Here is a 17,554-nt window from a genome sequence, read left to right on the forward strand (position 1 = left end):
GTAAAAAAGCGCCGCAGCGGTGTTTTCACCACTGCGGCGCCATTTTAACGCAGCCTTATCAGGCGTTGATGGTTTCTGCGTGATGGCAGGCCACTTCTCGCCCCAGCAAGGTGCGCAGCTGCGGTACGTCCTGGCTGCACTGCGCGCTGGCGTACGGGCAGCGCTTGTGGAAAGCGCAGCCGGTAGGCGGGTTCAGCGGGCTGGGCAACTCGCCCTGGATCTTGATCTTCACGCGGCGGTCTTCCTCGTGAATCGACGGCGTGGCCGACAGCAGCGCTTGCGTGTACGGGTGCAGCGGCTTGTCGTAGATCACCTCTTTGGTACCTACTTCTACCGCACGGCCCAGGTACATCACCATCAGGTCGTCGGCCACGTGCTCCACCACCGCCAGGTTGTGCGAGATGAACACGTAGGCGGTGTTGAACTCGTCCTGCAGGTCCATGAACAGGTTCAGCACCTGCGCCTGGATGGACACGTCCAGCGCCGAGGTCGGCTCGTCGGCCACCACGATTTGCGGCTGCAGCATCATGGCGCGCGCAATGGCGATACGCTGGCGCTGGCCACCGGAGAACATGTGCGGGTAGCGGTAGTAGTGCTCGGGGCGCAGGCCGACGCGTTTCATCATGGCGCGCACTTTTTCCTCGCGCTCTTTGGCGCTCAGATTGGTGTTGATCAGCAGCGGCTCGCCCAGCTGGTCGCCGATTTTCTGGCGCGGGTTCAGCGAAGCGTACGGGTTCTGGAACACCATCTGCACCTTGCTGCGCAGGGCCTTGAGCTCGGCTTTGCTGGCCTTGGCAATATCGACGCCTTCCAGTACCAGCGAGCCGGCAGTAGGCGCTTCGATTAGCGTGAGCTGGCGTGCCAGCGTGGACTTGCCGCAGCCGGACTCGCCCACTACGGCCAGCGTTTTGCCGGCTTTCAGCTCGAACGACACGCCGTTCAGCGCCTTGACCATGGCTTTTGGCTTCAAAAAGCCTTGCGAGACTTCGTAGTGACGGGTCAGGTCGCGAGCCTGCATGACGGTATGGCTCATGAGGCCTCCTTATCGAACAGCGGGTAGAAGCAACGCACGGCGCCGTGCTGGTGCGGGGTAATGGCCGGGCGCTCGTCACGGCAGCGCGGCTGCACGTGCGGGCAGCGCGGGCTCAGCAGGCAGCCTTTGGGGCGGTCGTACTGGCCGGGCACGATGCCGGGCAACGTAGACAGGCGATGCGCGCCTTTGCTGTGCTCGGGGATGGACGACAGCAGTGCCTGGGTGTACGGGTGTACCGGCCGGCGGAACAGCTGCGGCACCACGCCTTCCTCGGCTACCTGGCCGGCGTACATCACCGCCACGCGGTGCGCTACCTCGGCGATCACTGCCAGATCGTGGGTGATCATCAGCAGCGCCATATTGCGCTCTTTTTGCAGGTTCACCAGCAGGTCCATGATCTGGGCCTGGATGGTCACGTCCAGCGCGGTAGTCGGCTCGTCGGCGATCAGCAGCTTGGGGTTACAGGCCAGTGCCACGGCAATCATCACACGCTGGCTCATACCGCCGGACAGCTGGTGCGGGTAGGCTTCCAGCCGGCTCTTGGGCGCCGGGATTTCTACCAGCTCCATCAGCTCCAGCGCGCGGGCTTTCAGCTCGGCGCCACGCAGGCCCTGGTGGACTTTCAGCACCTCCATGATCTGGTAACCCACGGTGTAGCTGGGGTTGAGCGAGGTCATCGGGTCCTGGAAGATCATGGCGATGTCTTTGCCCACGATCTTGCGGCGCTCTCTGGCGCTGATGGTGAGCAGGTTTTTGCCGTCGAACTCCAGCTGGTCGGCCACGATGCGGCCCTGCCCTTCCAACAGGCCCATCATGGCCATCATGGTCACCGACTTGCCCGAGCCGGACTCGCCGACGATGCCCACGATCTCGCCCTGGTTGACGGTCAGGTCCAGGCCTTCTACTGCACGGAAAGGGTTGGCCGCATTGCCAAACTCTACCGACAGGTTCTTGATTTGCAACAGACTCATGATTTCCCCTTACGCCGCGCGCTTCATTTTCGGGTCCAGCGCGTCACGCAGGCCATCACCCATCAGGTTGATCGACAGCACGGCCAGCAGAATGGTGAGGCCAGGCATCAGCACTACCCACCAGGCGCTGGTCATGTAATCACGCGCGCTGGACAGCATGGTGCCCCACTCCGGGGTAGGCGGCTGTACGCCCATGCCCAAAAAGCCCAGTGCCGAGATTTCCAGAATGGCAGCAGAGAAGCTCATGGTGGCGTGCACGATCAGCGGTGCCATGCAGTTGGGCAGCACGGTAACGAACATCAGGCGCAGCAGGCCGGCACCGGATACCCGGGCAGCGGTCACGTAGTCGCGGTTCAGCTCGGTCATGGCCGAGGCGCGCGTCAGGCGTACATAGCCTGGCAGGCCCACAACAGCAATGGCGATCATGGCGTTAACCAGGCCAGGCCCCAGAATGGCCATGATGGCGATGGCCAGCAGCAGCGATGGCAGCGCCATCATGATGTCCATCAGGCGCATGATCAGGCCGCCCATCACTTTGGGGAAAAATGCGGCCAACAGGCCCAGGATCACGCCTGGCACCAGCGACAGCAATACCGAGATCAGGCTGATCAGCAGCGACATCTGCGCGCCGTGGAACAGGCGCGCCATGATGTCACGGCCCAGCTCGTCGGTACCCAGCAGGAACTGGCTGCTGCCACCCTGCGCCCACGATGGCGGGGTCAGCAGGTGGTCGCGGTACTGCTCCAGCGGGTCGTGCGGCGAAATCAGGCCGGCAAACAGTGCACAGAACAGCACGATGGACATAAAGACCAGGCCGGCTACCGCGCCTTTGTTCTGGCTGAAGCTTTGCCAGAACTCCTTGAATGGCGACGGGTAGGTCAGTGCCGGGTCATCGTTGGCCGCAAGCTGCGGCGATGTATTCACATTAGCCATGTTTCTACCTGCTTATTTGGCGTGACGGATGCGCGGGTTGGCGATGCCGTACAGGATGTCGACGACGAAGTTGGTGAGAATCACCAGCGTGGCCACAATCAGGATGCCGTTTTGCACCACCGGGTAATCGCGGCGGCCAATCGCTTCGATCAGCCATTTGCCGATGCCGGGCCAGGAGAAGATGGTTTCGGTCAGCACCGCGCCACCCATCAGCGTGCCCACTTGCAGGCCGATCACGGTCAGTACCGGAATCAGCGCATTGCGCAGGGTATGGATGAAGATCACGCGGGCCGGCGACAGGCCTTTGGCACGGGCGGTACGCACGTAGTCTTCGCGCAGTACTTCCAGCATGGACGAGCGCGTCATCCGGGCGATAGTGGCCAGCGGGATGGTACCCAGCACCACGGTCGGCAGAATCAGGTGCATCACGGCGTCCTTGAAGGCGCCGGCGTTGATATCCGGGTCGGCCAGCTGGGCACGCCATGCGTCGATCAGCATGAAGCCGGTTTGCGGCTGCACGTCGAACATCAGGTCGATGCGGCCCGATACCGGGGTCCAGCCCAGGAATACCGAGAAGAACATCACCGCCAGCAAGCCCCATACGAAGATAGGCATGGAAAAGCCGGTAAGCGACAAGCCCATCACGCCATGGTCAAACATGGAGCCACGCTTGATGGCGGCTACCACACCGGCCAGCAGGCCAAAGACGGTGGCAAACACCAGCGCGCACAGCGCGAGCTCTAGCGTAGCAGGAAACAGGGTGGTGAATTCTTTCCACACGCTTTCCTGTGTCTTGAGCGATGCGCCCAGATCACCATGGAACAGCTTGGAAACATAGTCGAAGTACTGCACGTACAGCGGCTGGTCCAGGCCCAGGCGCTTCATGGCCGCGGCGTGCATGACCGGGTCCAGCGTGCGCTCGCCTACCATGACTTCGATGGGGTCACCAGGAATCATGCGGATAAGCGCAAAAGTAATCAGCGTAATGCCGAAGAAGGTGGGGATCAGTACACCCAGCCTGCGCAGAATGAATGAAAACATGTTGAATGAGTCTCCCGTGCATGCCCTTGTGAGGCACGACGTGTACAGCCAGAAAACGCAGACAAACGGGAAACTATCAGGGGAAACAGCAGAAGGGAGGGGTGCCGGGCAGCTTGCAACTGAACCACCCACCTATACCAGCAACAAGGCCGCCACGGCAGAGCGCACTTTAGCCATGCCCTGCCCTTGCCACCTTGATACAGATCAACCCACCATAACTAACCGGCTCGATAGTTTCCGTTTGCATAAACGGCCCGCCAATGAGCAAACAAGGAGGCCGAAGCCTCCTTGTCCTGACAGGGGCCTAAGCCCCGCTTATCAGCTTACTTGACGCTAACACCGGCAAAGGAATAGTCGCCGAACGGGCTGATCTTGAAGCCGTTCACTTCTTTGCGCATCGGCTGGTTCACAGTCGAGTGGGCGATGGTGGACCATGGCAGATCTTTCTTGAAGATCTCCTGGGCTTTCTGGTACAGCGCAGTACGCTCTTTCAGGTCGGTGCTCTTGCGTGCTTTCAGCACGGCAGCATCGAAGTCCTTGTTGCAGTAACGCGCGTAGTTGGAACCGCCCACTGCTTCGCAGGTCAGCAGCACGCCCAGGAAGTTGTCCGGGCTGGCGTAGTCGCCGGTCCAGCCGATCAGGCCGGTGTCGTGCTCGCCGTTTTTCATGCGCTTCAGGTACTCGCCCCACTCGTAGGTGGTGATCTTGGCTTTCACGCCGATTTTGGCCCAGTCGGACTGGATCATTTCGGCCATCAGCTTGGCATTCGGGTTGTACGGGCGTTGTACCGGCATGGCCCACAGGGTGATTTCAAAGCCGTTCGGGTAGCCGGCTTTGGCCAGCAGGGCTTTGGCCTTGGCTACGTCTACCGCAGGGTTACGCAGCTTGTTGTTGTACGACCACAGCGAAGCCGGGAACGGGTTGGCCGCTTCCTGGCCCTGGCCTTGGTATACCGCATCGATGATGGCTTTGCGGTTGATGGCCATGTCCAGTGCCTGACGCACTTCCAGCTTCTTGAACAGTGGCTTCTCGGTGTTGTACGACAGGTAGCCGATGTTGAAGCCTGGGGCGGTGGTCACTTTCAGCGCCGGGTCGGTTTTCATGCCGGCCAGGTCTTGTGGCTTCGGATAGGACATGATGTGGCACTCGCCTGCTTTCAGCTTCTGGGCGCGTACCGAGGCGTCGGTGGTGATGGCGAAAATCAGGTTATCAACTTGAACGTCGCCTTTTTTCCAGTACTGCTTGTTGGCCTTGTAACGGATCTGGGCGTCTTTCTGGTAACGCACCAGAATGAACGGGCCGGTACCGACTGGCTGCTGGTTGATCTGGGCAGCTTTGCCTTCTTTCAGCAACTTGTCGGCGTACTCGGCAGACTGGATGGACGCAAACGGCATGGCTACCTTGGCCAGCAGGTCGGCATCCGGGTCTTTCAGGGTGAATTTGACGGTGTTGGCGTCAACTTTCTCTACCTTCACGATGTTGGCGTCCAGGCCGGTATCGGAAGCGTACGGGAATTCAACCGGGTAGGCTTTGTTGAACGGGTGGTTCTTGTCAATCATGCGGCTGAAGCTGAACACCACGTCGTCAGCGGTGAAATCACGGCCAGGCGTGAAGTACTCGGTAGTGTGGAACTTCACACCCTTGCGCAGCTTGAAGGTGTATTCCTTGCCGTCGGCAGACACGGTCCAGGACTCGGCCAGGCCTGGGATGGTCTTGGTAGAGCCTTTTTCGAATTCAACCAGACGGTTGAACATGGCGTGGCCAGCAGCATCAAATGTGGAACCTCCGGTGTACTGTGCCGAATCAAAGCCTTCCGGGCTGGCTTCGGAGCAGTAAATCAGGGTGCCGGCAGCGTTGGCGGCGGTAGCCACGGCGGTCAGGCCGGCGGCAAACAGCAAATGTTTGGCAACTCGCATGGTTTCTCTATTCCCTATTTCTACTTTGATGGAAGTGATGCTTGGGCATCGCACGTCATGACAATGCAAACGCCGTGCCGGTTTATTGTTAGCCCCCGGCGTATACATTATGCAAGGCAATAAAACGCCAACAAGGCTTGCTTGTTATTTTTCACTACAAAACCAGGAACTGGCAGCGCGCTTGTTGTGTTTTTGGCGCTTTATTGATGCAAAACACGTTTATACGTAGCGTGTTGTTGCACCAAGTGTAGACAGACTGCAGCTCAGGCTGTCGGACAGTGTTCCTGCCCGATCGCGGCTGAGTATTTCACAGCATGGATATCACATCCACTGAGGAAAATTGATGTTCTATGTGATTTTGTTATAGGCTGAACATCTATTGCCATTCGCGGCCAACCCTCACCCGCCCAAATAAAAATGATTCGTTTTAGACAGATAGAGGCATTTCGTTGCCTGATGAGCTGTGGTACCACGGTAGCGGCCGCGCGGCGCATGCACATCACCCAGCCCGCCATCAGCCGGCTGATCGCCGATCTGGAAGACGACCTGGGTTTTCGGCTGTTCAACCGTGCCAAAGGCCGGCTGGAGCCCACCACCGCCGCCATACGCTTCCAACGCGCGGTAGAGGAAAACTTTCTGGGGCTGGAGCGCCTGCGGCAAGCCGCAGAAACCATCCGCGCCGAGGAAAACGAAGGCCTGGCCATTGCCTGCATGCCGGTACTGTCCACCAGCCTGCTACCGCAAATCCTGAACGAATTTTTCAAGCTGCGGCCGGATGTACCGGTGCGCATCGACACGGTCGGCAATGCCGAAGTCACGGTCAAACTGCAAGACCTGAAAGTCGACGTGGCCATCAGCCTGGCGTTTCCCGCCATTGCAGGCATCGAGGTAGAGCCGCTGCTGGAAGCCGACGTGCTGTGCGCGCTGCCGGCCGGCCACCCGCTGGCCGAGCGCGACTTCATCACCCCGCAGGACCTGGCCAATGAGACCGTCATTGGCTGGATGCCCAACTATCCGCTGAGCCAGAACCAGGAACAAAAGTATTTTGGCCACGCCGGGGTGTATCCGCGTTACAACATTCGTACCCACACCTCGCACACACGCTACGCCATGGTGGCCAACGGCTTTGGCGTGTCCATCGTAGAGCCCTTTGCCTCTGACTTCTGGGAAACCCAGGGTGTGGTCACCCGCCCGTTCCTGACCCCGGCCAAGCACGAATACGTGATTGCCTACCCGTCCAGTGGTAGCCGCTCGGCCATTTTGCAGGACTTCCGCCTGGCTACCCTGCGGGTGGTCAACGACCCGGCGCTGGTGCCATGGGGCCGTGCGCTGACACAGGAATAGAAAAAGGCGCCATAAGGCGCCTTTTTGCGTTTTGCGGCCAACGTTTAACGCTTGCGCAGGATCACCGAGCCTACCGAGTAGCCGGCGCCGAACGACGACAGCACGCCGATATCGCCGCTTTGCAGGTCGGCGTGGTGCAGGTGCAGGGCAATCACGCTACCGGCCGAGCTGGTATTGGCGTAGCTGTCCAGAATCACCGGCGCTTCGCTGCCTTCGGCGTCGCGGCCCAGCACGCGGCGGGCGATCAGCTGGTTCATCGACAGGTTGGCCTGGTGCAGCCAGAAGCGCTTCACGCCTTGTGGCTCGATGCCGTTAGCGTGCAGGTGCGCCACGATGTGCTCGCCTACCATCGGGCACACTTCCTTGAATACCTTGCGGCCTTGCTGCACGAACAGCTTGTCCAGCTGGCCGATGCCGCTTTCGTCGCAACGGTTCAGGAAGCCGAAGTTGTTGCGGATGTTATTGGAGAACACGGTGGCCAGCTTGCAGCTCACCACATCGAATACGTTGGCCGCAGTAGCGGTGTCGGCCGCTTCCAGCACCACGGCGGTGCAGGCATCGCCGAAGATGAAGTGGCTATCACGATCGCGGAAGTTCAGGTGGGCCGAGCAGATTTCCGGGTTCACCATCAGCACCGCGCGCGCCTGGCCGGCGGCGATGGCGTTGACGGCGGTCTGGATGCCGAAAGTCGCCGACGAGCAGGCCACGTTCATATCGAAAGCATAGCCATTGATGCCCAGTGCCTGCTGCACCTCGATGGACACTGCCGGGTACGGGCGCTGCATATTGGAGCAGGCCACGATCACCATATCAATATCAGCGGCGGTCTTGCCGGCATTGGCCAGTGCCTCGGTAGCAGCGGCCACGGCCATCTCTGCCTGTACCGACAGCACGTCGTTGCTGCGCTCTGGCAGGTGCGGCGCCATGCGTGCTGGGTCGAGCACGCCGCTGGCGTTCATCAAGAAGCGCTGCTTGATGCCGGAGGCTTTTTCGATGAACTCGGCGCTGGATTCGGCCAGGGCGGCCAACTCGCCACGGGCGATGGCATCCTGGTGTTCTTTATTGAATGCGGCAACGTAGCTATTAAAAGCCACCACAAGCTGCTCATTGCTCACCGCGTGCGGCGGGGTAAACAGGCCGGTACCGCTGATCACCACTTTATTCATGGCTGTTCCTTCTGTCTGGGCAGCACGGCTGCCCGCAATTCAAACAAGTGTTTGCGCGAATCATACACCAAGGCCACCTGGCACGCCGGTTTTCACCTGCAGCCAGTGCCGCCATGCTGGCAAAAAACCCTGTCAAACTAGGTAAATACGGGTAAAATCGTTAGCTCTTTAGTGGGCGTGGCCCACTGTCTGCATACCACCGCTTTATTTGCTTTTACCCTGGAACTTCCTGCCGGCAATACTTGACCAAATTACTCGGGATTGAGTTATAATCCGGTCAACCACTCAGGGAGCCCACACACATGCGCTTAACCACCAAAGGCCGCTTTGCCGTCACCGCCATGCTGGACCTCGCCCTGCGCGAAGCCAATGGCCCCGTCACGCTGGCCGGTATCAGCGAACGCCAGGGTATCTCCCTGTCTTACCTGGAGCAGCTTTTCGGTAAACTGCGCCGCGCACAGCTGGTAGACAGTGTACGCGGCCCGGGCGGTGGCTACACCCTGGCCCGCACCATCGAAGAGATTTCTGTTGCCGATATTATTGTTGCCGTGGACGAACCCGTCGACGCCACCCAGTGCGCCGGCCGTGAAAACTGCCACGACAACCACCGCTGCATGACCCACGACCTGTGGACTGACCTGAACGTGACCATCTTCGACTACCTGTCCAAGATCAGTCTGGCCAGCCTGGTGGTGAAGCAGCGCGCCAAAGAAACCACTGTAGTACAAGATCAAAGAACCCTGCGTCGCAACAGTACCTGTAGCGAGGCTGTCGCTGGCACCCCCTTGTAAGCGACACCTGGAGAACCCGATATGAGCGAGCTGAAGCAACCGATCTACCTCGACTATTCCGCCACAACGCCGATCGACCCGCGCGTGGCCGAAGCGATGATCCCCTACCTGACCGAGCTGTTCGGCAACCCGGCCAGCCGCAGCCACAGCTACGGCTGGACTGCCGAAGAGGCCGTAGAAAACGCCCGTGCCAATGTGGCCCAGCTGGTGAACTGCGACCCGAAAGAAATCGTGTGGACCTCGGGCGCTACCGAGTCCAACAACCTGGCCATCAAAGGCGCCGCCCAGTTCTACAAGACCAAGGGCAAGCACCTGATTACCCAGCGTACCGAACACAAAGCCGTACTGGACACCATGCGCGAGCTGGAACGCCAGGGCTTTGAAGTGACCTACCTGGACGTACAGGAAAACGGCCTGATCGACCTGGCCGCGTTTGAAGCCGCCATCCGCCCGGACACCATCCTGGCCTCCATCATGGCGGTGAACAACGAAATCGGCGTGATCCAGCCCATCGCCCAGCTGGGCGAGCTGTGCCGCGCCCGTGGCGTGCTGTTCCACGTAGATGCCGCCCAGGCCACCGGCAAGATCGCCATCGACCTAGCCGCGCTGAAAGTGGACCTGATGAGCTTCAGTGCCCACAAGACCTACGGCCCCAAAGGCATTGGCGCGCTGTACATCCGCCGCAAGCCGCGCGTACGCCTGGAAGCCCAGATCCACGGTGGCGGCCACGAGCGTGGTTTCCGCTCCGGCACCCTGGCCACCCACCAGATCGTGGGCATGGGCGAAGCGTTCCGCATCGCCCGTGAAGAAATGGAAAGCGAAAACGCCCGCACCCGCGCCCTGCGCGACCGCCTGTGGGCCGGCCTGCAAACCATCGAGGAAACCTACCTCAATGGCGATATGGACCAGCGCGTACCGCACAACCTGAACGTGAGCTTCAACTTTGTCGAAGGCGAAAGCCTGATCATGGCGATTCGCGACCTGGCGGTATCGTCCGGCTCGGCCTGTACCTCGGCCTCGCTGGAGCCATCGTACGTGCTGCGCGCACTGGGCCGTAACGACGAGCTGGCGCACAGCTCCATCCGTTTCTCCATTGGCCGTTTCACCACCGAAGCCGACATCGACTACGCCGTGAACCTGCTGCAAGGCAAAATCGGCAAGCTGCGCGAGATGTCCCCGCTGTGGGAAATGTTCAAGGACGGCATCGACCTCAACACCATCGAGTGGGCAGCCCACTAAGACCCCATTTTGACGATGCGGCCAACCCTGGCCGCACGCAGGAGACAGCATCATGGCATACAGCGACAAGGTAATGGATCACTACGAAAACCCGCGCAACGTGGGCGCTTTCGAAAAGGGTGACGACTCGGTAGGCACCGGCATGGTGGGCGCACCGGCCTGTGGCGACGTAATGAAACTGCAAATCAAGGTAAGCGAAGACGGCGTCATCGAAGACGCCAAATTCAAAACCTACGGCTGTGGCTCCGCCATTGCCTCCAGCTCGCTGATTACCGAATGGGTAAAAGGCAAGTCGCTGGACGAGGCACTGGCCATCAAGAACACCGACATCGCCGAAGAGCTGGCGCTGCCGCCGGTAAAAATCCACTGCTCCATCCTGGCCGAAGACGCCATCAAGGCCGCAGTGGCCGACTACAAGCAGAAGCACGGTAAATAACAGACGGCGGGCCCACGCCCGCCAGCAGCACAAGGCAGACGCAATCATGGCAATCACGCTCTCCGAAAGCGCAGCAAAGCACGTCAGCAACTTCATCGCCAAACGCGGCAAGGGCCTGGGCATCCGCCTGGGGGTGAAAACCTCCGGCTGCTCCGGCATGGCCTACAAGCTGGAATTCGTCGATGTGGCCACCGATGACGACATCACCTTCCAGAGCCACGGCGTCACCGTGTTTACCGACGCCAAGAGCCTGGCCTACCTGGAAGGCACCGAGCTGGACTACACCAAGGAAGGCTTGAACGAAGGCTTCAAGTTCAACAACCCGAACGTGAAGGATGAGTGCGGCTGCGGCGAAAGCTTCAACGTCTAAGCCCCTGCTACCACCGGCCCTGCCTGCGCCAGCGCGGGCTGGCCGGTGTTGTCGTTTCATCCCTAACCGGTTTTTGCAGAAAGCGTTCATGAGCACCGACTTCACGCAGGATCACTTTGCGCTATTCAACCTGCCGCGCCGCTTTGCCATCGATACGGCCCTGCTGGACAGCGCCTGGCGCACCGCCGCAGCCGAGGTGCACCCGGACCGCTTTGTTACCGCGCAAGACGCCGAAAAGCGCGTGGCCCTGATGCGTGCCACCCGCGTGAACGAGGCCTACCAGACGCTGAAGTCGCCCGTGGCTCGTGCCCGCTACCTGCTACAGCTGGCCGGCGTCGATACCGCCGAAGAAACCAATACCAGCATGCCGGCCGCTTTTCTGATGGCACAAATGGAATGGCGCGAAGCCATTGCCGATGCCCGTGCTGCGGCCAACGTGGACCAGCTCGAAGCACTGTCGCGCCAGCTACGCGGCGACGTAAAAGAGCTGGAAACCGAGCTGGGCAGCGCGCTGGACGAGCAGGCAGACCACGCTGCCGCCGCGCTGGCGGTACGCAAACTGCGCTTTCTGGAAAAACTGGATCAGGAAATCGGCGACGCCATCGAAGCGTTGCTGTACTAAACATACCGCGCCAGCCCACGCTGGCCACTGCATAGAGTAAGCAAGCAGCCATGGCCCTATTGCAAATTGCCGAACCCGGCCTATCCGCCGCCCCGCACCAACACCGCCTGGCGGTAGGTATCGACCTGGGCACCACCAACTCGCTGGTCGCCACCGTCAAGAGCAGCTCCGCCACGGTACTGCCCGACGAACACGGCCGCAGCCTGCTGCCATCGGTAGTGCGCTACACCGAGCAGGGCGAGGTCGTTGTCGGCTACGCCGCGCAAGCCGAGCAGAGCCGCGACCCCAACAACACCATCGTGTCGGCAAAACGCTTCATGGGCCGGGGCCTGGCTGATATCCAGGACGTTGGCCGCAGCCCCTACCGCTTTGTGGACGCCCCCGGCATGGTGCAGCTGCTGACCCGTGCCGGCGCCAAGAGCCCGGTGGAAGTGTCCGCCGATATCCTGCGCACCCTGCGCAGCCGCGCCGAAGACAGCCTGGGTGGCGAACTGGTGGGTGCCGTGATTACCGTGCCGGCCTACTTTGACGATGCCCAGCGCCAGGCCACCAAAGACGCCGCCCGCCTGGCCGGCCTGAACGTGCTGCGCCTGCTGAACGAACCCACCGCCGCAGCCATCGCCTACGGCCTGGACAATGGCGCCGAAGGCACTTACGTGGTGTACGACCTGGGCGGTGGCACTTTCGACGTATCGGTACTGGCACTGAGCCGTGGCGTGTTCGAGGTACTGTCCACCAGCGGCGATTCGTCGCTGGGTGGCGACGACTTCGACCACCGCATCTATTGCTGGGTTCTGGAGCAAGCCGACCTGCACGGCCTGAATGCGCACGACACCCGCCTGCTGCTGACCCGCGCGCGCGAAGCGAAAGAAGCGCTGACCGAACACGCCGAAACACGCATTACCGCGCTGCTGTCCGACGGTCTGACTATCGACCTGGTGCTGACCCAGGCCATGTTCCACGACATCAGCAAAACGCTGATCGACAAGACCCTGCTGCCGGTGCGCAAAGCACTGCGCGACGCCAAGATCGGCGCCGAAGACGTCAAAGGCGTGGTGATGGTAGGCGGTGCCACACGCATGCCGCACATACAAAAAGCCGTGGGCCAGTACTTTGGCCAGACCCCGCTGACCAACCTTGACCCGGATAAAGTGGTAGCGCTGGGCGCCGCCATCCAGGCAAATGTGCTGGCCGGCAACAAGGGCGAAGACGAATGGCTGCTGCTGGACGTGATTCCGCTGTCGCTGGGCATTGAAACCATGGGCGGCCTGACCGAAAAAATCATTCCGCGCAACAGCACCATTCCGGTAGCGCGCGCACAAGAGTTCACCACCTTTAAAGACGGCCAGACCGCCATGTCGGTGCACATCCTGCAGGGCGAGCGCGAGCTGGTGAGCGACTGCCGCAGCCTGGCCAAGTTTGTGCTGCGCGGCATCCCGCCGATGGTGGCTGGCGCGGCGCGTATCCGCGTCACCTACCAGGTAGACGCTGACGGCCTGCTGTCGGTAACCGCGCGCGAGCAGACATCGGGCGTGGAGGCCAGCATCGAGGTGAAGCCCAGCTACGGCCTGTCCGACGATGAAATCAGCCGCATGCTGACCGACTCGCTCGCCCATGTGCAAGACGATATCGCCGCGCGCAAGCTGCGCGAAGCGATTGTGGACGCCGAGGGCCTGATCGCCGCCACTGCTGCCGCCCTGGCGGCCGATGGCGACCTGTTGTCGGCCGACGAGCGCAGCCAGCTGGACGACGCCATCGCCGGCCTGCATAGCGCTATCGCCACGCAAACCACGCGCGAGGTCAACGCCGCGACGCAGCGCCTGAGCCAGGCTACCGAAGAATTCGCCGCCCGCCGTATGGACCGCAACATCCAGCAAGCCCTGAAGGGCAAGCACATCGGCAACCTGTAAACTCGCTGCGGCCAACGTGCCGCAGTGACAGCCAACACCTAAAGGAACACATCATGCCGCGTATCATCGTGCTGCCTCACGCCGACCTGTGCCCCGATGGCGCCGTTATCGACGACGTTGCCACCGGCACTACCGTCTGCGATGCCCTGCTGGCGAGCGATATCGAAATCGAGCACGCCTGCGAAATGTCCTGCGCCTGCACCACCTGTCACATTGTGGTACGCGAAGGCTTCAACTCGCTGCCAGCGTCCGACGAGCTGGAAGACGATATGCTGGACAAAGCCTGGGGGCTGGAGGCGCAATCCCGCCTGTCGTGCCAGGCGATCGTGACCGATGAAGACCTGGTGGTAGAGATCCCGCGCTACACCATCAACCACGCCCGCGAGCACCACTAAGGAGCCTGGCCATGAAATGGACCGACATCAACCAGATTGCCATCGAACTGTACGATAGCCAGCCGGACACCGACCCGACAACCGTGCGCTTCACCGACCTGCACAACTGGGTAGTGAACCTGCCAGGCTTCGACGACGACCACAGCCGCGGTGGCGAAAAAGTACTGGAGGCCATCCAGCAAGCCTGGATAGACGAGGCAGAATAAACCTTGCCACCTACGCCCTGCCTTGCGCAGGGCGTTTTGCCATTCTGGCCAGAGAAATCCGTGCGCAGGCGCTATAAACAGCTCAGGCAGATCAACACTACAGCGCTTGCCTTTGGCATGTTGTGCCAATACCGAGAAAAGTAGTGGTGGCCTACACGCTAACTCATTAGAATGGCGCGTTTTTTTTCACATTCAGGCAAGGTTATTATGTCGACACCGTTCATTATCGGCGTCGCTGGCGGCAGCGGCAGCGGCAAAACCACGGTGACCCGCAAGGTGCTGGAAACCATTGGCACCGAGATGGCCGCAGTCATCGTGCAGGACTACTACTACCGCGACCAAAGCCACCTCACGTTTGAACAGCGCCTGAGCACTAACTACGACCACCCGCACGCTTTTGACTGGCCACTGCTGATCGAACACATCGACGACCTGCGCAATGGCCGCGCCATCGAAATGCCGGTATACGATTTTTCCAATCACACCCGCGCCGAAGAAACGGTCACCTTGCAGCCGGCGCCGGTGATCGTGATCGAGGGCCTGTTCCCGCTGTACGATGCTGCGCTGCGCGAGATGATGTCGCTGAAGATCTTTGTGGATACCGACCCGGATGTACGCTTTATCCGCCGCCTGAAACGCGATATCGCCGAGCGTGGCCGCACTACCGACAACGTGATCGAGCAGTATCTGGGCACGGTGCGCCCGATGCACAACCAGTTCATCGAGCCCACCAAACGCTTTGCCGACGTGATTTTGCCGCATGGTGCCAACGACCCGGCAGTAGATATCATCACCACCAAAGTAGCCAGCCTGATTAGCCAGGCCAGCTAAACCCTGCCAGGTTGGCCGCATGCGGCCAACCTGGTCTAACCCGCAGGAGTACACATGAACACCCTGAAACCGCGTAACCCGTTTGCGCACAGCCCTTTGCTGAAAAAGGGCGGCGCGCACCAGCGCAGCCAGAGCAGCGCGCGCTTTGCCGGCAAACAACATCTGCTGGCCGAGCTGGACGACTGGTACGATAGCCAGCAAGACGACTATATGGATGCACAGTGCCACGACACACAGAAAGGCACTGCCGGCAAACCGGGCTGCGGCCCGGTTTTTTTGCGCCTACCGTTTGGCCAGCACCACGCAATAACCCTGCAAAGCCAAGGGTAGCCAGCCTGCGTGCGGCGCTTTACCATGCATGCTTTTGCACAAAACCTGCCATGCCTACCCGTAAACACACTCTGCTGTTCGCCCTGTTCATGTCTGGCTATATGGCGTTTTTCATGTCAGGCATTCTCACTGGCATCAATACCGGCCTGGACGCTGGCTTTGTCAGCCGCTGGCTGCACGCCTGGCTGCTGGCATGGTGCTGCGCCTTCCCGCTGGTGCTGATTGGCGCCCCGCGCGTGCGTGCACTGGTGAGCCGCCTGCTGGGCACATAAGCCGCCACAGACTAGCTCCAGCCCGCCAGCACGCGCACCAATCATTCACGCCAAAGCGCCGGCATGGCGCAATCGCCTGGCCTGGCGAGCCCCCCGTATTCACAGTTGAATATTTAGTTTCACAAACAATAGCAATTCGCCATAAATGATTGCTTTTGCTGTCATTTTTTTCGCTATCGAGCGCATACAATCTACAAGTGCGTTATGATGGCGCCCCCGAAAAGGGGAAAGTTCCTTACCGAATATAACAAAGACCGGCAAACCGGCATTTAACAACACCTTCATTCTTGAGGAGTCCACATGGAAGCTCTGCACAGCCTGATCAACGCAGGCAATGACCTGGTTTGGGGTCAGCTACTTATCTATATCCTGATTGGCGTCGGCCTGTTCTTTACCGTGCGCATGGGTTTCATGCAGCTACGCCTGCTGCCGCGCGGCTGGCAGGAAATGCTGGGTGGCCGCGGCCACAATAGCGAAGGCAGTGACATTTCTTCCTTCCAGGCTTTTGCTACCGGCCTGGCTAGCCGTGTGGGTACCGGCAACGTGGCCGGTGTCGCCACCGCTATCGCCCTGGGCGGCCCGGGTGCCGTGTTCTGGATGTGGATCACCGCGCTGCTGGGTATGGCCAGCGCCTTTGCCGAATCCACACTGGCCCAGCTGTTCAAGGTAAACCACCACGACGGTACTTTCCGCGGTGGCCCGGCTTACTACATCCAGAAAGGCCTGGGCCAGCGCTGGCTGGGCATTGCCTTCTCCATCTCGCTGATCATCGCTTTCGGCCTGGTGTTTAACGCAGTACAAGCCAACTCCATCGTGGCCGCAACCGAAGGCGCATGGGGCTGGGACAAAAACCTGGTGGCTATCGGCCTGGTGCTGATTACCGCACCGATCATTTTTGGCGGTATCCGCAAAGTGGCGCAGGTTGCCGAGTGGATGGTGCCGGTGATGGCTGCGATCTATCTGGGCATGACGCTGTTCGTAATCTTCACCAACCTGTCCGCCGTACCAGGCATCTTCATGCTGATCGTGAAGAGCGCATTCGGTCTGGAACAAGCCGCTGGCGGCTTTGCCGGTTACGCTGTAAGCCAGGCCATGATGATGGGTATCAAGCGCGGCTTGTTCTCCAACGAAGCCGGTATGGGTTCCGCCCCTAACGCTGCCGCTGCGGCCACTACCGCCCACCCGGCTAGCCAGGGCATCATCCAGATGTTTGGCGTGTTCATCGATACCATCATCGTATGCTCTTGCACTGCTTTCATCGTACTGCTGTCGGGTGCTTATGTACCGGGTGCCGAACTGAAAGGCGTACAGCTGACCCAGGCCGCACTGAGCGCGACACTGGGTAGCTGGGGTGGCCACTTCCTGGCGGTAGCGCTGTTCCTGTTCTGCTTCAGCTCCATTATCGGGAACTATGCGTACGCCGAAGGCAACGTTGAATTCATCAAGAACAACAAGGCGGTGATGCTGGCTTTCCGTCTGCTGGTATTGTTCATGGTGGCATTTGGTGCCATTGGCAGCTCGCCGCTGGTATGGGACATGGCCGACCTGGCCATGGGCGTGATGGCGCTGATCAACCTGTTTGCCATCGTGATGCTGTCCAAGTATGTATTCGTGCTGCTGAAGGACTACCAGCAACAGCTGAAAGCGGGCAAGGACAAGCCGGTATTCGACGTGAAGCAGTACCCGGAAATCCAGGCCAAGATCCACAAGGACGTGTGGAAGTAAGCTCCGCTTAAACCGTATCGCCA

General features: G+C 60.4%; 19 protein-coding genes. 13 read left to right on the top strand and 6 right to left on the bottom strand.

The window, feature by feature from the left end:
• Positions 1 to 58 precede the first annotated feature (58 nt).
• The 5 genes from PQU95_RS07495 to PQU95_RS07515 form a co-directional block, all read right to left on the bottom strand.
• A complete protein-coding gene (locus PQU95_RS07495) occupies positions 59 to 1,033 on the bottom strand; it encodes a peptide ABC transporter ATP-binding protein (RefSeq protein ID WP_272751406.1) in 975 nt (324 codons plus the stop codon).
• Positions 1,030 to 2,004 (bottom strand): ABC transporter ATP-binding protein, encoded by a 975-nt coding sequence (locus PQU95_RS07500; RefSeq protein ID WP_272751407.1) that lies wholly within the window; start codon positions 2,002 to 2,004, stop codon positions 1,030 to 1,032. The genes PQU95_RS07495 and PQU95_RS07500 overlap by 4 nt, the downstream gene beginning before the upstream one ends.
• Positions 2,005 to 2,013: 9 nt before the next feature.
• Positions 2,014 to 2,937, bottom strand: a complete 924-nt coding sequence (locus PQU95_RS07505) for an ABC transporter permease subunit (protein ID WP_017508204.1) — start codon at positions 2,935 to 2,937, stop codon at positions 2,014 to 2,016.
• Positions 2,938 to 2,949: 12 nt separating this feature from the next.
• Positions 2,950 to 3,978 carry an ABC transporter permease subunit gene (locus PQU95_RS07510; RefSeq protein WP_272751408.1) on the bottom strand — a complete coding sequence of 343 codons (1,029 nt, stop codon included), beginning with the start codon at positions 3,976 to 3,978 and terminating at the stop codon, positions 2,950 to 2,952.
• Positions 3,979 to 4,301: 323 nt separating this feature from the next.
• Entirely contained in the window at positions 4,302 to 5,894 is a 1,593-nt protein-coding gene (locus tag PQU95_RS07515) for an ABC transporter substrate-binding protein (RefSeq protein WP_272751409.1), read from the bottom strand.
• Positions 5,895 to 6,311: 417 nt separating this feature from the next.
• Here PQU95_RS07515 and PQU95_RS07520 point away from each other — a divergent pair, with 417 nt between their 5' ends.
• Positions 6,312 to 7,238, top strand: a complete 927-nt coding sequence (locus PQU95_RS07520) for a LysR substrate-binding domain-containing protein (RefSeq protein WP_272751411.1) — start codon at positions 6,312 to 6,314, stop codon at positions 7,236 to 7,238.
• Between the two features lie 44 nt (positions 7,239 to 7,282).
• On the opposite strand, the gene PQU95_RS07525 is transcribed toward PQU95_RS07520, so the two are convergent.
• Complete coding sequence (locus PQU95_RS07525) at positions 7,283 to 8,404, bottom strand: beta-ketoacyl-ACP synthase III (RefSeq protein ID WP_272751412.1); 1,122 nt, start codon at positions 8,402 to 8,404, stop codon at positions 7,283 to 7,285.
• A 302-nt stretch (positions 8,405 to 8,706) separates the two neighbouring features.
• Between PQU95_RS07525 and iscR the strand changes: the two genes are divergently transcribed.
• From iscR to PQU95_RS07585, 12 genes are all read left to right on the top strand, one after another.
• Positions 8,707 to 9,195 carry a Fe-S cluster assembly transcriptional regulator IscR gene (gene iscR, locus PQU95_RS07530; RefSeq protein ID WP_272751413.1) on the top strand — a complete coding sequence of 163 codons (489 nt, stop codon included), beginning with the start codon at positions 8,707 to 8,709 and terminating at the stop codon, positions 9,193 to 9,195.
• A 21-nt stretch (positions 9,196 to 9,216) separates the two neighbouring features.
• A complete protein-coding gene (locus PQU95_RS07535) occupies positions 9,217 to 10,434 on the top strand; it encodes an IscS subfamily cysteine desulfurase (RefSeq protein WP_017508210.1) in 1,218 nt (405 codons plus the stop codon).
• 52 nt (positions 10,435 to 10,486) lie between these two features.
• Entirely contained in the window at positions 10,487 to 10,870 is a 384-nt protein-coding gene (gene iscU, locus PQU95_RS07540; RefSeq protein ID WP_227301513.1) for a Fe-S cluster assembly scaffold IscU, read from the top strand.
• 46 nt (positions 10,871 to 10,916) lie between these two features.
• Positions 10,917 to 11,240, top strand: a complete 324-nt coding sequence (iscA, locus tag PQU95_RS07545) for an iron-sulfur cluster assembly protein IscA (RefSeq protein ID WP_017508212.1) — start codon at positions 10,917 to 10,919, stop codon at positions 11,238 to 11,240.
• A gap of 88 nt (positions 11,241 to 11,328) precedes the next feature.
• Positions 11,329 to 11,862: a Fe-S protein assembly co-chaperone HscB gene (gene hscB, locus PQU95_RS07550; protein ID WP_272751415.1), complete on the top strand. Its 534-nt coding sequence runs from the start codon at positions 11,329 to 11,331 to the stop codon at positions 11,860 to 11,862.
• Positions 11,863 to 11,912: 50 nt separating this feature from the next.
• Positions 11,913 to 13,772, top strand: a complete 1,860-nt coding sequence (hscA, locus tag PQU95_RS07555) for a Fe-S protein assembly chaperone HscA (protein ID WP_272751416.1) — start codon at positions 11,913 to 11,915, stop codon at positions 13,770 to 13,772.
• Between the two features lie 53 nt (positions 13,773 to 13,825).
• Positions 13,826 to 14,167: an ISC system 2Fe-2S type ferredoxin gene (fdx, locus tag PQU95_RS07560; RefSeq protein WP_272751417.1), complete on the top strand. Its 342-nt coding sequence runs from the start codon at positions 13,826 to 13,828 to the stop codon at positions 14,165 to 14,167.
• 11 nt (positions 14,168 to 14,178) lie between these two features.
• Complete coding sequence (iscX, locus tag PQU95_RS07565; RefSeq protein ID WP_272751418.1) at positions 14,179 to 14,373, top strand: Fe-S cluster assembly protein IscX; 195 nt, start codon at positions 14,179 to 14,181, stop codon at positions 14,371 to 14,373.
• 207 nt (positions 14,374 to 14,580) lie between these two features.
• Positions 14,581 to 15,204: a uridine kinase gene (udk, locus tag PQU95_RS07570; protein WP_272751420.1), complete on the top strand. Its 624-nt coding sequence runs from the start codon at positions 14,581 to 14,583 to the stop codon at positions 15,202 to 15,204.
• Positions 15,205 to 15,258: 54 nt separating this feature from the next.
• Positions 15,259 to 15,534 carry a hypothetical protein gene (locus tag PQU95_RS07575; protein ID WP_272751421.1) on the top strand — a complete coding sequence of 92 codons (276 nt, stop codon included), beginning with the start codon at positions 15,259 to 15,261 and terminating at the stop codon, positions 15,532 to 15,534.
• A gap of 50 nt (positions 15,535 to 15,584) precedes the next feature.
• The gene (locus PQU95_RS07580; protein ID WP_272751423.1) at positions 15,585 to 15,806 is read left to right on the top strand and encodes a DUF2798 domain-containing protein; all 222 of its coding nucleotides are present in this window, start codon (positions 15,585 to 15,587) and stop codon (positions 15,804 to 15,806) included.
• Between the two features lie 300 nt (positions 15,807 to 16,106).
• The gene (locus PQU95_RS07585; RefSeq protein WP_272751424.1) at positions 16,107 to 17,531 is read left to right on the top strand and encodes an alanine/glycine:cation symporter family protein; all 1,425 of its coding nucleotides are present in this window, start codon (positions 16,107 to 16,109) and stop codon (positions 17,529 to 17,531) included.
• Positions 17,532 to 17,554 lie beyond the last annotated feature (23 nt).

It is taken from the genome of Vogesella aquatica (genome assembly GCF_028548455.1).
Classification (GTDB): Bacteria; Pseudomonadota; Gammaproteobacteria; order Burkholderiales; family Chromobacteriaceae; genus Vogesella; species Vogesella aquatica.